Origin of the sequence: Streptomyces sp. NPDC005898, assembly GCF_040629635.1 — a bacterium.
GTDB lineage: Bacteria > Actinomycetota > Actinomycetes > Streptomycetales > Streptomycetaceae > Streptomyces.
In genome coordinates this window covers 25,845-40,813 of the sequence record NZ_JBEXWC010000028.1, presented here as the reverse complement: position 1 = coordinate 40,813, position 14,969 = coordinate 25,845, and the positions used below count along the sequence as shown (strand labels likewise).

The window sequence follows — 14,969 nt, the reverse complement described above, 5'->3', positions numbered from 1 at the left end:
CCTTGTGGGAGGCGGAGTGGCTTCCGCTCCGCCTCCCGGGAAGGACCTCCCATGGTTTCCCTGCGCAGACGACTGCTGCGTCTCCTCACAGCCACCGCACTGACGCTCACCGCCACCGCCACCGCCACCGCCTCCGCCTCTGACACCGTCGCCACGGCCGCCGAGGCCGCACCGGGCAGCCCCGCGCCCACCCCTCCGCTGGGGTGGAACAGCTGGAACAGCTTCGGGTGCGGGATCACCGAGGCGCAGGTGCGCGAGGCCGCCGACGCGATGGTGTCCTCGGGCATGCGGGACGCCGGATACCGGTACGTGGTGGTCGACGACTGCTGGTTCGACCCGCGGCGTGACGCGGCCGGCAACCTGCGGGCCAACCCCACCAAGTTCCCCGGCGGAATGAAGGCGCTCGGTGACTACATCCACGGCAAAGGCCTGAAGTTCGGCATCTACCAGGCCCCCAACGAGAAGACGTGCGCCCAGGGCGTGGGCACCTACCCCGGCTCCACCGGCAGCAAGGGCCACGAGGCGCAGGACGCCAAGACATTCGCCTCCTGGGGCGTGGACTACCTCAAGTACGACTGGTGCTCCAGCAGCGGCACCCTCCGCGAGCAGGTCGCCCAGTTCACCCTGATGCGCGACGCCCTGCGCGCCACCGGCCGGCCCATCGTCTACAGCATCAACCCCAACAGCTTCCACTCCCCCGCCGGCGACAAGTACGACTGGGGCGAGGTCGCCGACCTGTGGCGGACGACCGAGGACCTGCTCGACATCTGGCAGAACAACAACACCAACAGCTACCCCATGGGCGTCGGCAACGTCCTCGACGTCACCGCGCCGCTCGCCGCGCAGTCGGGACCCGGGCACTGGAACGACCCCGACATGCTGGTCGTGGGCCGCCCCGGCCTGTCCCTGACCGAGTCCCGTTCCCACTTCGCCCTGTGGGCGCTCATGAGCGCCCCCCTGATGGCGGGCAACGACATCCGCACCATGTCCGCCGACGTGAGCGCGATCCTGCGCAGCCCGCGCCTGCTCGCGGTCAACCAGGACCCGCTGGGCGCGGGCGGGCGCCGGGTCCGCGACGACGGCGCCACCGAGGTGTTCGCCAAGCCGCTGTCCGACGGATCCGTGGCGGTCGGCCTGTTCAACCGGGGCGGCGCCACCGCGACCGTCACCACCACGGTCTCCCAAGTCGGGCTGTCCGGCGGCTCGTTCTCCCTCACCGACCTGTGGTCGGGCGCTACGTCGACCACCTCCGGGCAGATATCGGCCAGTGTCCCCGCGCACGGTGTCGCCGTGTTCAAGGTGACCGGCGGCAGTCCGCTGGCCGCCACCACCGCACGCCTGCGCGGTACCGGCTCCGGCCGCTGCCTGGACGTGGACGGTGCCGCCACGGCGGCCGGGACCAAGACGCTGATCTGGGACTGCCACACCGCCGCCAACCAGCTGTGGACCACCTGGGCCGGCGGCGAGATCCGCGTCTACGGCGACAAGTGCCTGGACGCCTCCAACCAGGGAACCACCAACGGCACGCCGGTCATCATCTGGCCCTGCAACGGCCAGAACAACCAGAAGTGGACCGCCGGTTCCGACGGTTCGCTCCGCAACGCCCATGCCGGGCTGTGCCTCGACGTCGACGGGGCCGGGACGGCGAACGGGACTCCGGCCGTCCTGCGGACCTGCAACGGCCAGAGCAGCCAGAAGTGGTCCACCCTCCGGTAACAGGCAGCCACTGCCCCCGACACGTCAGGCCGCGTGCACGTTCAGCGCGTTTCGCGCGCGGTCACCGTGAGCGGGGGGTGCGGCCTTGGGGGAACAGGGCCTGGATGCTGACCGCGGCGGCGCCGCGGGCCCATTGCTCGAAGGGGTGGGGGCGGATGAGGACCGTGGCCTGAGCGGCGGCTCCGAAGGCGTGCGCCGCGAACGAGGCCCAGATGCGTTCCTCGAACAGGTCGTAGGTGTCCAGCCCTTCGCCGGACACCACGATCCGTTCGGGGCCGCAGACGTTGACCATCGCCGCGACCGCGAGGCCCATCGCCGTTCCGGCCTTGGCGAAGACCTCCTTCACCCGCTCGTCGCCCGCGCGCGCCCGCTCCACGGCGCGGGCGAAGTCCAGGTCGGGGTCGCCGGACGCGTCCCGGGCCGCCGCCAGAATCGCCCCGGTGGCGGCGACGGTCTCGACGCAGCCCCGGGCGCCGCAGCGGCAGCGCGCGCCGTTCGGGTCGATGCACAGGTGCCCGATCTCTCCGGCCACGCCGTGGGCGCCGGTGAGCAGGCGGCCGTCGACGACGATGCCGCAGCCGATGCCGGACCCCACGGTGACGAGGGCGAACGAGTCGGTTCCCGCGCCCTCGCCGAACCAGTGCTCCGCGACGGTGAGCGCCTTGACGTCGTTCTCGACGGTGACGTCGAGCCCGGTCGCGTCGGCCGCGAGCTGTGCGAGGGGGATGTTCCGCCAGCCGAGGCCGGCCGACCGCCGGACCAGCCCTCGGGATCTGTCGATGTCACCGGCGACGGCGATGCCCAGATGGTGGGTGCGGGCACGGAAGTCCGCCTCGGTGTCGAGGAGTTGGTCGACGAGCGCGGCCAGTTCCAGGACGACGGCCTCGGGGCCGTGGTCCGGGAGGGGCCGCCGCAGGGAGGCGCGGACCTGGGCCCGCAGGTCGCAGAGGACGCCGACGATCTCGCCGTGGGGGCCGTCGGCCGCGCCGTCGGTGATGACCTTCACCCCGGCGAAGAACTCGCGTTGCGTGGTGACGGCCAGCGGGCTGACCGGGCGCCCGGCTCCCGGTGCGGTCCGCTGGGCGGCGAGTTCGTGCAGGTACCCGGCGTCGAGGAAGGGCCGCGCGGCCTTGGTGACGGCTGCCGACGACAGACCGAGACGGCGGGCCGTCTCCACCCGGCTCAGTGGGCCTTCGGTCAGCAGGAGGGCCAGGACGGCGGACGCCGCAGGTGTCGCCGCCAGTGTCTTGGCGCTCTGTTCAGGAAGCACGGGGGGAACCTAGAGGTCATTAAATAACTTCGTCAAGTATTGAATCCCAGGGCTTCGCGTCCTACCGTCGGGCCCCAACTGCCGCTGCCCACAAGGGGATTCACCTTGACCCACCCGCCCGTATCCTTCGATCCCGCGACCGGCCTCGGCCTGCTGCGGACCACCCACAGCCTGTACGCGCTGCGCGTCGGCCAGGACGGAAGCCCTCGGCACGTCTACTGGGGCGCTCCCCTGACGGGCTCCGAGGTGGCCGCGCTGCCCGAGGCCCAGCCGCCCACGGGCAGCAGCTTCGACGCGGACGCCGCACCCGATGAGCTGGGCATCCAGACCGGTGCCCGGTTCGGCCCCGCCGGGCTCCAAGTGCGCTTCTCGGACGGGGTGCGAGGGGCCCAGTGGCGGTTCGACGGACACGGCGTCGAGGACGACGGAACGCTGCGGATCCACCTCGCGGACCGCGTCTACCCCCTCGCCGCGGCCCTCTGCTACCGCGTGCGCGGCGACACCGACGTCATCGAGCGCTGGACCGAAGTCACCCACACCGGGACCGACGCGGCGGACGACCACCAGGGCGGACCAGGCCGCGGGCCCCTCGCCGTCGAGCGCTGCGACTCCGCCTCCTGGACGCTCCCCCACCGCGCCGACTACCGGCTCAGCCACCTGGTGGGCGGCTGGAGCAGCGAGTTCCAGCTGCGCCGCGACCGGCTCCCGGTGGCCGAGACCGTTCTGACGAGCCGCCGCGGCGTCACCAGCCACCAGGCGAACCCATGGCTGGCCCTGGACGACGGAACCGCCGACGAGGAACGGGGTGAGGTCTGGAGCACCGCCCTTTACTGGAGCGGCAGTTGGCGCATCACCTTGTCCCGGGACCCGGTGGGCCGTACCACCTGGAGCGGCGGTTTCGGGCACGAAGGCGTCAGCTGGACACTGGAGCCGGGCCAGCGCCTGTGCACGCCGGTCTTCGCCGGGCTCTACAGCCCTTCGGGGTTCGGCGCGGCCAGCCGCTCCTGGCACCGTCACATCCGCTCCCACGTCCTGCCCCGGCCCGACGAGGACCGGCCGGTCCTCTACAACTCCTGGGAGGCCACCGCCTTCGACGTCTCGGAGAGCGGGCAGCGGGAACTCGCCACGATCGCCGCCGACCTCGGCGCCGAACTCTTCGTACTGGACGACGGCTGGTTCGGCGCGCGCCGCAACGACCGGGCGGGACTCGGCGACTGGACGCCGAGCCCCGACGTCTTCCCGCGCGGTCTGCGCCCGCTGGCCGACGAGGTGCGCCGGCTGGGCATGAGGTTCGGGCTGTGGGTCGAACCGGAGATGGTCAACGCGGACAGCGACCTGTACCGCGAGCACCCGGAGTGGGTCGTGCACGCCCCGACCCGGCAGGCCACCGAGCTGCGCAACCAGCTCATGCTGAACCTCGGGCGGCCGGACGCGGCGGAGTGGGTCCTGCGGACACTGGACGGCCTGGTCCGGGAGTACGGCGTCGACTACCTGAAGTGGGATGCCAACCGCGTCGTCACCGAGGCCGGCTGGAGCGGTCACCGGGACCCGGACCGGCTGTGGATCGACCACACCCGCGCGGTGTACGCGATCATGGACCGGTTGCGCGGCGACCACCCGGGCCTGCGCGTCGAGGCGTGCGCGGGTGGTGGCGGGCGCGCCGACCTCGGTGTCCTGGCCCGTACCGACGAGATCTGGACCTCGGACAACACCGACCCCGTGGACCGGCTCGGCATCCAGCACGGGTTCAGCCAGCTCTTCCCGGCGCAGGCGATGTCGGCGTGGGTCACCGACAGCCCGAACGCGATCACCGGACGCGCGACACCGCTGCGTTTCCGGTTCCACGTGGCGATGGCGGGGGCGCTCGGCCTCGGTGGCGACCTGACCGCGCTGACCGACCGGGAGAAGGCGGAGACCGCCGCGCTGGTGGCCGAGTACAAGGAGATCCGCGGCCTGGTCCAGCACGGGGACCAGTACCGGCTCACCGGGGAGGGTGGCGTCCGGGGCGTGCACTACGCGGCCCGGGACGGCTCGGAGCACGTCGTCATCGCGTGCTGTCCAATGTCCCGCTTCGGCCGGCCGCCCGTCCCGCTGGTCCTGCCCGGTCTGCGCGCCGACGCGCGATACGAGGAGCCGGCCGGCGAGATGGTCCACGACGGTGCGCTCCTGACCACCCGGGGTCTGGACCTGGGTCTGCCGGGCGGGGATTACGCGAGCCGGGTGATCCGCCTGCGGCGCCTGTGACCCCAGCCCGGCGCCGGCCCCGGGGGATCTCGGGCCGGGGCAGAGCCGCACCCGCACCGTCGAAGCGCTGGACCTCCTTTCCGGTACCACGCGGGCAAGAGCCCTCAACTCCCTCACAAAAGCACCGTCGAAGCGCTTCAACAAATTGGCCCTTCGACCCTTGCCCTTTCGATTTGCGTGCGCTCAAATGGCGGGGGCGGCAGCTCTGCCGAGCTGTTCTGCCGCCCCGTCCCGCCCCTGCTTCCCTGGGAAGAACATGAAGTTCACCGACGGCTTCTGGTTGATGCGCGACGGGGTTCAGGCCTCGTACGCCACCGAGGTCCGCGACATCCGTACGAGCACCGACCGGTTCACCGCGTACGCCGCCGTCAAGCGCGTACGGCACCGCGGCGACACCCTCAACACCCCCCTGCTGACCACCGACTGCTTCTCCCCCGCCGAGGGAGTCATCGGCGTACGCCTGACGCATCACACGGGCAAGCGGAACCCCGGCCCCGACTTCGCGCTGCCCGGCGCACAGGCTTCCGCGGGACGGGTGCGGACGGAAGGCAACGTTGTCGCGCTGGAGAGCGGCGCCCTGTCCGTCCGGCTGGACGCCGCCGCCCCGTGGTCGCTGTCCTTCCACGACGCGGACGGGCGCGAGGTGACCCGGGCGGGCCGCAAGGGCACGGCGTTCCTCACCACCGGCGACGGCTCCCACCACATGGCCGCGCAGCTCGCCCTCGGCGTCGGCGAGCAGGTCTACGGGCTCGGCGAGCGCTTCACCCCGTTCGTCAGGAACGGCCAGGTCGTGGACATGTGGCAGGCCGATGGCGGCACCAGCAGCGAACAGGCCTACAAGAACGTCCCGTTCAGTCTCCACCTGACCTCCGACGGCGCGTTCGGGGTGTTCGTCGACCATCCGGGGCGGGTGGGCTACGAGGTGGGGTCCGAGTCGGTCGGGCAGATGCAGTTCAGCGTCGAGGACCAGTCCCTGACGTACTACGTCGTCGCGGGGCCCACCCCCAAGGACGTGCTGCGCCGTTACACCGCGCTCACCGGACGGCCCGCGCTGCCGCCCGCCTGGTCGTTCGGGCTGTGGCTGACGACGTCGTTCACCACCGAGTACGACGAGGCGACGGTGGCCTCCTTCGTGGACGGGATGGCGGAGCGGGAGATTCCGCTGTCCGTCTTCCACTTCGACTGCTTCTGGATGCGCGAGTACCAGTGGTCGGACTTCACCTGGGACCCGGACGTCTTCCCGGACCCGGGGGGCATGCTGGCCCGGCTCAAGGAGCGGGGCCTGCGGGTCTCCGTGTGGATCAACCCGTACATCGCCCAGAAGTCCGCCCTGTTCGAGGAGGCCGCGCGGCTCGGACACCTGGTGCGGCGGACGAACGGCGACATCTGGCAGTGGGACCTGTGGCAGGCCGGCATGGCCCTGGTCGACTTCACCGACCCGCGGGCCTGCGCCTGGTTCCAGGGGAAACTGAAGGTCCTCCTCGACCAGGGTGTCGACTGCTTCAAGACGGACTTCGGCGAACGCGTCCCCACCGATGTCCGCTGGCACGACGGCTCCGAGCCGGAGCGCATGCACAACTACTACACGCACCTCTACAACCAGGTCGTCTTCGAGCTGCTGGAGAAGGAGCGCGGGGCCGGCGAGGCGGTGCTCTTCGCCCGGTCGGCCACGGCGGGCGGCCAGCAGTTCCCCGTGCACTGGGGCGGAGACTGCTGGGCGTCGTTCGGAGCCATGGCGGAGTCGCTGCGCGGCGGGCTGTCCCTGTCGCTGTCCGGCTTCGGCTTCTGGTCGCACGACATCGGCGGCTTCGAGGGCACGCCCGATCCGGCCGTCTTCAAGCGCTGGCTGGCCTTCGGCCTGCTGTCCTCGCACAGCCGGCTGCACGGTTCGGATTCGTACCGCGTGCCGTGGGAGTTCGGGGAGGAGGCGGTCGAGGTGACGCGGAGGTTCACCCTGCTCAAGCACCGTCTGATGCCGTATTTGTACGGTGCCGCCACCGAGGCGCACCGCGAGGGTGTGCCCCTGATGCGGCCCATGCTGCTGGAGTTCCCCGGGGACCCCACGTGCCGGGCGCTCGACCGGCAGTACATGCTGGGGCCGGACCTGCTGGTGGCCCCTGTGTTCACCGAGGACGGCGACGTCGAGTTCTACCTCCCGGAAGGCACCTGGACCCATCTGCTCACCGGTGAGCAGGTGCAGGGGCCGTGCTGGCGGCGGGAGCGGCACGGCTTCGACAGCCTGCCGCTGTACGTCCGGCCGGGCGCGGTGATCGCGTTCGGTGCCGACGACCAGCGCCCGGACGGCGACTGGGCGGACGGCCTCACTCTGCTGGTGGCGCCCGGGACGGGGGAGACGACTGTCGTCCTGCCGGACCGCGAGGGGCGCACGGCGGCGACGTACCGGGTGAGGCGGGACGCCGGGAACGGGGCGGTGACGGTATCGACTCCGGAGGGGGGACCGCTGCCCCGGGTCACGGAGCTGTGAGGACCGCTCCGGCGGGGCGGGCGTGGGACGTGCGGGGGTGCGCCGCGGAATCGGTCCCGGGCGCGCGGCCGTCAGCCGCGCACGTCCACGAGCTGCTCGAAGACGAACTCGTGCTTGAGGAAGGACACGTCGTACTCGCTGCCCCGCCCCGGCGGGATGAGCGGCGAGGCCTGGATCAGGCGCCAGCCGTCGCGCAGGGCCGCCACGCCCGTCTCGTACGGTGCTTCGTCGCTGTCGCCGGACGTCGGGGAGGTCTGCCCGGTGCCGTCGTAGCGGGACCAGCCGATGACCGGGGCGTCCAGCGCGGAGGTGGAGAGGTAGAGGACCAGCAGGCGCTGGCGCGGCAGCGGGGCGTCGGTGGTGTGCTGGGGTGTGGTGCTGGTCATGCGGAGGGCACCTCGGGGCGGTCGGCGGGGCGGTTGGTGACCCTGGTGACCCAGTGGTCGAGGTCGAACGTGGGGTCCGCGGTCAGCTCGCGCCACAGCAGGACGCGGTGGTAGCGCTCCAGGCGGCCGGTGGCCTGCTCGTACCAGGGGAAGTGCGCGTCGAGTTCGGCGCGCACCCGCGGGTCGTGCAGGTCGGAGTGGTCCCACAGGAGGCGCTGGCGCTGCGTCGGGTTGAAGCGGATCTTGTACATGTAGCGCCGGATGTCGCTGTCGTTGCGCCGGCCCCCGTGCCAGAGTCCGTGGTGCAGGAACACCACCGTCCCGGCCGGGCAGACGAGCCGGTCCTGGCCGCGGAGGTTCTGGTAGCGGCCGGTGTCGGACTCGTTGGTGCGGCGCAGATGGCTGCCGGGCACGCTGAGGGTGCCGCCCATGTCCAGCGTCACCTGCTGCGGGTAGTACATCAGCTGGACGTCGAAGGCGTCCGGGCGTACGTCGATGATGGCGTCCGCGTGCAGGGGCTGGGCCTCACCGTTGTGCGGCTCGCGGATGTGCACGGCGTGGTGGTCCACCGTCGGCTCGACGCCGACGAGGCTGCGCAACGCGCCTGCCACCCGCGGGAGTTCGAGCAGACGGCGGGGGAAGGAGCCTGGTGCGTACGCCTGAGGGAGCGGGGTTCCGTAGGCGACCGACGGGAGACCCGCCTCCAGCACGCTCAGCGCCTCCGCGTTCATCTCGGCCGGGACCACCGCGTCCAGGCGCAGTGATCCGCTCGCCACGAAGCGCGCCATCTGCACGGAGGTCAGGAGCGTGCCGCCCCGGTCGGCCGACCCGTCGGTGGGGGTGCGGTGCTCGGTCTGTGTCGTCATGGCGTTCACGCTAGGAGCGGTCGACCGCTGGGCGGGTGGGCCGTGTTCACCGTCTAGTGGTCGATTCTCACCGTGCGCTGCTCCGTGGGGACGCCGATCCCGGAGGCCCGGACGGTGCGGGGGCAGGCGCCGAGTTCGCGGCGGCAGGCCTTGTTGAACGCCTGGAGGTCGGGGATGCCGACGGCGGCCGCCACCCGCGAGATGGACAGGGTGCTGGCCCGCAGGAGGTGCTGGGCGCGCTCCATCCGGCGGGTGCGGATGTAGCCGACGACGGTGTCGCCCAGGGCGGTGCCGAAGAGGCGGGTGAGGTGGTTGTGGGAGACGCCGGCCGCCTTGGCGATGTCGGGCACGGAGAGGGGTTCGGCGAGCCGTGCCTCGATCAGGGCCACCGCCGTGGCCACGGCGGGGTGCGGGACCTGCGGTTTCCCGTCCTGGGGCGGAGTCAGTTCGGCCGTGCCCCACAGGGCCGCCCACACCTCGGCGGCGGCCCGGCCGGGGGTGTGCGGCCAGGCGGCCAGCGCCTGGCGCAGTTGCCGGTCGAGTACGGGGACCTGCGCCCCGGCGTGCTGAACGGTCGGCACCTCGCGGGCCGTGCCCGTCGTGCCGAGGCGCAGGTGGACGTAGAGGTGTTCGGAGCGGCCCCGGTAGCGAAAGCGCACGACAGTGCCGGGCGGCACCAGGCTGACGGTGCCGGGGCGCAGGCGGTGCTCGACGTCGTCCACGGTCAGGTCGGCTTCGTAGCCGTAGAGATGGAACTGCCACATGTCGGGCAGCTGGAACTCGTCCACGTGCCCGGCCGGACCGTGGACGCCGATGCCGATGGCCGCGGGCTCGGGCGGGGCGTCAAGGCGGACAAGGGTCGTCTGCGCGCACGGGTGGTCGCTCATGGCACCTCGGGAGCGGGGGTGGGGTGGGGTGCGGGTGAGCGTACTGCGCCGGGCGGGGTCCACCGCGGTTGCCGGAGAGGACGATGATCCCGAAGCGCTTCCCTGGAGGCTGCGGGCCGGATGCCTCGCCCGCCGGGCCGGGCGACTTCGCCTGATGGGTGGGGCGACTTCGCCTGATGGGTGGTCACGGTGACGTCCATGCGGCAGTAACTCTTGTTTTGCGCGAGGCCGTTCCGTTACCTTGCATGCGCGGTTGAAGCGCTTCGACTTCTCCTCTGAGCCGCCCCCTCCCCCGTGACGTTCCCCTTGCCCCTGCCGGAAGTCACCCCCCGCAGGCTCCTCCCCCGACCCGAGGAACCCCCATGACCACTCGCAGCATCACCGACCGCCTGGGCGGCCTGGCCTTCGGCGGGGACTACAACCCCGAGCAGTGGGACGAGGCCGTGTGGAAAGAGGACGACGAGCTCATGCGACGGGCCAGGGTCAATCTGGCCACCGTGGGCGTCTTCTCCTGGGCCCTGCTCGAACCGGAAGAGGGGCGTTACGAGTTCGGGTGGCTCGACGCCCACATCGAGCGCCTGCACGCCAACGGCGTGGCCCTCGACCTCGCCACCCCGACCGCCTCTCCCCCGCCGTGGTTCACCCTCGCCCACCCCGACGCGCTGCCCGTCACCCCCGAGGGCACCCGTCTGGTCCACGGCAGCCGCGACACCTACTGCCTGGCCGCGCCGGCCTACCGCCGCGCGGCCCGCCGGATCGCCGCCGCCCTGGCCGAGCGGTACGGGGACCACCCCGCGCTCGCTATGTGGCACGTCCACAACGAGTACGCCACGCTGTGCCACTGCGACCACACCGCCGCCGGTTTCCGGGTGTGGCTGCGGGCGAGGCACGGCTCACTGGACGCCCTCAACGAGGCCTGGGGAACGGCGTTCTGGAGCCAGCGCTACAGCTCCTGGGAGCAGGTGCTGCCGCCGCGCGCCACGCAGTGGCACAAGAACCCGGGCCAGGCGGTGGACTTCCGCCGCTACTGGTCCGACGAGGTGATCGCCTCCTGCTGCGAGCAGCGCGACGCGATCCGGGCGCACAGCGACCGCCCGGTGACGACCAACCTGATGCTCCCCGCGTACCAGCACGTGGACCTGTGGGCCATCGCCCGCGAACTCGACGTCGTCAGCTCCGACCAGTACCCGACCTCCCCCGGCCTGGGCGCCGCCGCCGACGTGGCCGTGCACGCGGACCGCACGCGCTCGCTCGCGGGCGGGCGGCCGTGGCTCTTGATGGAGCAGGGCACCAACACCGTGTACGCCGGCGACCGCGTCCTGGGCAAGGAGCCCGGCGAGATGCTGCGCCACAGCCTCGGGCACATCGCCCGGGGTTCGGAGGGCGCGTTGTTCTTCCAGTGGCGGCAGTCCCGAGCGGGTGCGGAGACCTGGCACTCGGCGATGGTCCCGCATGCGGGCCCCGAGAGCAGGATCTTCCGCGAGGTGACGCAACTGGGCGCTGCGGTGGGGCGGTTGGGCGAGCTGGCCGGGTCGACGGTCAGCGCCTCAGTGGCCGTACTGGACGACCCGGACGCCTGGTGGGCGCTGGGCGTGGACGGGTTGCCCTCCGCGCGGCTCGACTACCACGGGGCGCTCCTCAGGGCGCACCGCACGCTGTGGGAGGCGGGGGTGGGCGTCGACTTCGCCCATCCGGAGCAGGAGTTGGGGGGCTACTCGCTCGTCGTGGCGCCGGCCTTGTTCCTGCTGACGGACAGAGGGGCACAGAACCTGCGCCGGTACGTGGCGGGGGGCGGCACCCTTCTCGTCCAGCACGCGACCGGGCTGGTGGACGAGCGGCTGCAGGCCCGGCCGGGCGGCTGGCCGCCCAAGCCGCTGCGCGAGGCACTGGGGGTGCGGGGGGAGGAGTACCGGCCCTTGGCACAGGAGGAGTTGGTCACGCTGTCGGATGGCTCACACGGTACGGACTGGAGCGAGCGCGTGCACACCGAGGGGGCGCAGGCGGTCGTGACGTACACCCACGGGATGCTCGCGGAGGGGCCCGCCCTCACCCGGCACCGGTCCGGCGACGGTCAGGGGTGGTACCTCTCGACCCGGCTGGACGATACGGCGTACGCGGCGCTGATGGCACGGCTGCTCGCGGAGGCCGGGGTGGAACCGGAGGTTCCGGGGCTTCCGGCGGGGGTGGAGGGCGTGGTACGGCGTGCGGCCGACGGGCGCCGCTGGACGTTTGTGCTGAACCACACGGACGAGGCCGTACCGCTGCCCGACCCCGGCCACGACCTGCTCACCGACGCCGTGGCGCACGAACTGCCGCCGGGCGGCTGCGTGGTGCTGCGCGGGCACTGAGCGGGGCGCCGGGCGCAACGGCCGCACGGGCAGGCCCCATCCCGGCTCACGCAAGCGCCCGGCACCCGCACCCCGCACCTCGCACCCCGCGCGAACAGGCCCCGGGCCCGCCCCCGTCCCGCGCCTTCCCGCGAACCCCGCCGCACGCCTGACGAAAGGACCCTCGTGTCGCCCCTTCCGGACCGGACCGACGCACGGCCCGCCAACCCGGTGCTGCCCGGCTTCCACCCCGATCCCAGCGTCTGCCGGGTCGGTGAGGACTACTACCTGGCGTGTTCCAGCTTCGAGTACTTCCCCGGGATACCGCTCTTCCACAGCCGCGACCTGGTCCACTGGACGCAGATCGGCAACGTCCTCGACCGTCCCGGGCAGCTTCCGCTCGCCACCGCGGCGTCGTCCGGCGGCATCTACGCCCCCACCCTGCGCCACCACGGCGGGCGGTTTTGGCTGATGGTCACGAATTGCAGCAAGGACGGCGGCAATCTCATCGTCACGGCCACCGACCCCGCCGGCCCCTGGTCGGACCCGATCCGGGCGCCCGACGTGCCCGGCATCGACCCCGACCTGGCCTGGGAGGAGGACGGCACCTGCTGGTGCACGGTCGCCGGGGGGTGGCAGGTCCGCATCGACCCGGCCACCGGGAAGACGTACGGCGATCCGCACCGGGTCTGGGCGGGCGGGCCGGGCGCCAAGGCACCGGAAGCGCCGCACCTGTACCGGATCGGCGCGTACTGGTACCTCCTCATCGCCGAGGGCGGCACCGAGCGCGGCCACGGCGTGTCGATCGCCCGGGGCACGTCGCCCACCGGGCCCTTCGAGCCCTGCCCGGACAATCCGGTCCTCACCCACCGGGGCACCGACCGGCCCGTCCAGAACACCGGGCACGCCGACCTGGTCCAGGGCCCGGACGGCTCGTGGTGGATGGTGCTGCTCGGGGTCCGGCCGGGCGGCGGCACGCCGGGCTGGCACGTGCTCGGGCGGGAGACCTTTCTGACGCCGGTGACCTGGGTGGACGGCTGGCCGGTCGTCGGGGAGGTCGACCTGGAGCTGCCGGAAGTGCCGTGGCCGCTGCGCCCCGGGCCGGTCGAGGCCCTCCGGGACGACTTCGACGACGCCGCGCTGCGGCCGGGCTGGATCTCCGTACGGGAGCGGTCCGACGCGCACTGCTCCACCGAGGAGCGCCCCGGCTGGCTGACCCTGCGTGTGCGCGGTACGTCTCTCGACGCGCCGGACGTGATGTTCACCGGGCGCCGGCAGCAGCACGCGGCGTTCCGGGCCCGTGCCCTCATGGACCCCGGTCAGGGACGCGGCGGCCTCGGCGTACGCCTGGACGAACAGCACCATTACGCGATCGAGGCGTCCGCCGAAGAGATCCGCGTGGTGGCGCGCATCGGCTCGCTGCGTACGGTGGTGGCCACGCGGCCCGCGCCGCGGGGCCCCGTGACCCTCACCGTCTCCGCCGTCGACCCGCCGCTCCCGCACGGTCCGTGCACCGGGCCCGACGTCCTGTCGCTGGGCGTCGAGGAGGCCGACGGCACGGTCACCGAGCTGGCCGTCCTCGACGGGCGTCACCTGTCGACCGAGGTCGCGGGCGGTTTCACCGGGCGGGTCATCGGCATGTACGCCGCCGACGGCACCGTCCACTTCGACTGGTTCGACTACGAACCCCTCGACGACTGAACCGTCCCGGCCGCCCGCCTCCGCCGGGCCGCCGGAACGGCCCGTGCCCTTCCCTCTCATCCCTCATCTTCCCGGCCCCCCAAGGATCGCCATGTCTGAGACCGTCTTCGCTTCCGACGCACTCCGCGACCACCGTCCGGAGCTGTCCCTGCCCCCCGACTTCGACGCCTTCTGGCACAAGACCCTCGCCGAGGCCCGCTCCCACGGCGGGGCCGTGCGCACCGAACGCGTCACCGGACAGCACCTGCTGCACACCGTCGAGGTGGACGACGTGCGCTTCCCCGGCTGGAACGGCGAGCCGGTGGCCGCCTGGCTGCTGCGCCCGCGCGGCGCCGCAGAGGGGCCGCTGCCGGTGGTCGTCAGCTACGCCGGGTACTCCGGGGGGCGCGGGCTGCCCACCGATCATCTGCTGTGGTCGGCGGCCGGTTACGCCCAGCTCGTCGTGGACAGCCGGGGGCAGGGGCACGACACCCCCGACCGCGGGGAGGGCGACGCTCCCCAGTGGGTCGGGGGTGTGATGACCCGGGGCATCGACTCCCCCCACCACCACTACTACCGGCGTCTCATGACGGACTGCGTGCGCGCCGTCGACGCCGTCGCCGAACTGCCGGGCCTGGACAGCAGCCGCATCGTCGCGGCCGGTGGCAGCCAGGGCGGCGGCCTGACCCTCGCGGTGGCCGCGCTGGCGTCGGAGAAGGTGGCGGCGGCGCTGGTGGACGTGCCGTTCCTGTGCCACTACCGGGAGGCGACGCGCACCAGCGAGGGCGGTCCGTACCTGGAGATCGTCGAGTACCTGCGCCGGCACAGCCCGCACCTCGTCGAGGAGACGTTCGCGACGCTCGACCACTTCGACGGCGTCCACTTCGCCACCCGGGCGACTGCTCCGGCCCTGTTCAGCGTCGCGCTCATGGACCCGATCTGCCCGCCCGCCACGGTGTACGCCGCGTTCAACCACTACGCCGGGCAGGACCGCACCATGTCCGTCTGGCCCTACGGCGACCACGGCGGCGGGTACGGCCGCAACACCGCGCGCCAAGTGCGGTGGCTGCACGAGCAGGGGCTCTCCCCGCAGCAGTAGCAGTGCACG

General features: G+C 72.5%; 10 protein-coding genes. 6 read left to right on the top strand and 4 right to left on the bottom strand.

The annotated features are described in order from the left end of the window. The first annotated feature begins 51 nt into the window (after positions 1-51). On the top strand, positions 52-1,716 hold the full coding sequence (locus tag ABZ385_RS28705) for a ricin-type beta-trefoil lectin domain protein (RefSeq protein WP_358913755.1): 1,665 nt from the start codon (positions 52-54) through the stop codon (positions 1,714-1,716). 61 nt (positions 1,717-1,777) lie between these two features. On the opposite strand, the gene ABZ385_RS28700 is transcribed toward ABZ385_RS28705, so the two are convergent. Further along, positions 1,778-2,986 (bottom strand): ROK family protein, encoded by a 1,209-nt coding sequence (locus ABZ385_RS28700; RefSeq protein WP_358581599.1) that lies wholly within the window; start codon positions 2,984-2,986, stop codon positions 1,778-1,780. A 105-nt stretch (positions 2,987-3,091) separates the two neighbouring features. On the opposite strand from ABZ385_RS28700, the gene ABZ385_RS28695 reads away from it, so the two are divergent. Both ABZ385_RS28695 and yicI read left to right on the top strand, forming a co-directional pair. Continuing rightward, a complete protein-coding gene (locus tag ABZ385_RS28695; RefSeq protein WP_358913754.1) occupies positions 3,092-5,230 on the top strand; it encodes an alpha-galactosidase in 2,139 nt (712 codons plus the stop codon). A gap of 256 nt (positions 5,231-5,486) precedes the next feature. Continuing rightward, entirely contained in the window at positions 5,487-7,715 is a 2,229-nt protein-coding gene (yicI, locus tag ABZ385_RS28690; RefSeq protein ID WP_358913753.1) for an alpha-xylosidase, read from the top strand. A 71-nt stretch (positions 7,716-7,786) separates the two neighbouring features. Here yicI and ABZ385_RS28685 read toward each other — a convergent pair whose 3' ends face one another. Genes ABZ385_RS28685 through ABZ385_RS28675 form a run of 3 tightly spaced genes read right to left on the bottom strand, consistent with a single transcriptional unit; the run spans position 7,787 to position 9,854 of the window. Further along, positions 7,787-8,101 (bottom strand): hypothetical protein, encoded by a 315-nt coding sequence (locus tag ABZ385_RS28685; RefSeq protein WP_358913752.1) that lies wholly within the window; start codon positions 8,099-8,101, stop codon positions 7,787-7,789. After that, complete coding sequence (locus tag ABZ385_RS28680; RefSeq protein WP_358913751.1) at positions 8,098-8,967, bottom strand: phytanoyl-CoA dioxygenase family protein; 870 nt, start codon at positions 8,965-8,967, stop codon at positions 8,098-8,100. Before ABZ385_RS28680 ends, ABZ385_RS28685 begins: the two co-directional genes overlap by 4 nt. A gap of 53 nt (positions 8,968-9,020) precedes the next feature. Then, positions 9,021-9,854 (bottom strand): AraC family transcriptional regulator, encoded by an 834-nt coding sequence (locus ABZ385_RS28675; protein WP_358913750.1) that lies wholly within the window; start codon positions 9,852-9,854, stop codon positions 9,021-9,023. A gap of 362 nt (positions 9,855-10,216) precedes the next feature. On the opposite strand from ABZ385_RS28675, the gene ABZ385_RS28670 reads away from it, so the two are divergent. The 3 genes from ABZ385_RS28670 to ABZ385_RS28660 all read left to right on the top strand — a co-directional run bounded on the left by ABZ385_RS28670 (position 10,217) and on the right by ABZ385_RS28660 (position 14,960). Continuing rightward, entirely contained in the window at positions 10,217-12,202 is a 1,986-nt protein-coding gene (locus ABZ385_RS28670) for a beta-galactosidase (RefSeq protein ID WP_358913749.1), read from the top strand. Between the two features lie 165 nt (positions 12,203-12,367). Further along, on the top strand, positions 12,368-13,882 hold the full coding sequence (locus ABZ385_RS28665; protein ID WP_358913748.1) for a glycoside hydrolase family 43 protein: 1,515 nt from the start codon (positions 12,368-12,370) through the stop codon (positions 13,880-13,882). A 91-nt stretch (positions 13,883-13,973) separates the two neighbouring features. Next, a complete protein-coding gene (locus ABZ385_RS28660) occupies positions 13,974-14,960 on the top strand; it encodes an acetylxylan esterase (RefSeq protein ID WP_358913747.1) in 987 nt (328 codons plus the stop codon). Positions 14,961-14,969 lie beyond the last annotated feature (9 nt).

Bases quoted from the DNA above. Each gene is read 5' to 3' on its own strand.
- ABZ385_RS28705 (WP_358913755.1), top strand. From the start codon at position 52: ATGGTTTCCCTGCGCAGACGACTGCTGCGTCTCCTCACAGCCACCGCA.
- yicI (WP_358913753.1), top strand. From the start codon at position 5,487: ATGAAGTTCACCGACGGCTTCTGGTTGATGCGCGACGGGGTTCAGGCC.
- ABZ385_RS28685 (WP_358913752.1), bottom strand. From the start codon at position 8,101: ATGACCAGCACCACACCCCAGCACACCACCGACGCCCCGCTGCCGCGC.
- ABZ385_RS28680 (WP_358913751.1), bottom strand. From the start codon at position 8,967: ATGACGACACAGACCGAGCACCGCACCCCCACCGACGGGTCGGCCGAC.
- ABZ385_RS28675 (WP_358913750.1), bottom strand. From the start codon at position 9,854: ATGAGCGACCACCCGTGCGCGCAGACGACCCTTGTCCGCCTTGACGCC.
- ABZ385_RS28670 (WP_358913749.1), top strand. From the start codon at position 10,217: ATGACCACTCGCAGCATCACCGACCGCCTGGGCGGCCTGGCCTTCGGC.
- ABZ385_RS28660 (WP_358913747.1), top strand. From the start codon at position 13,974: ATGTCTGAGACCGTCTTCGCTTCCGACGCACTCCGCGACCACCGTCCG.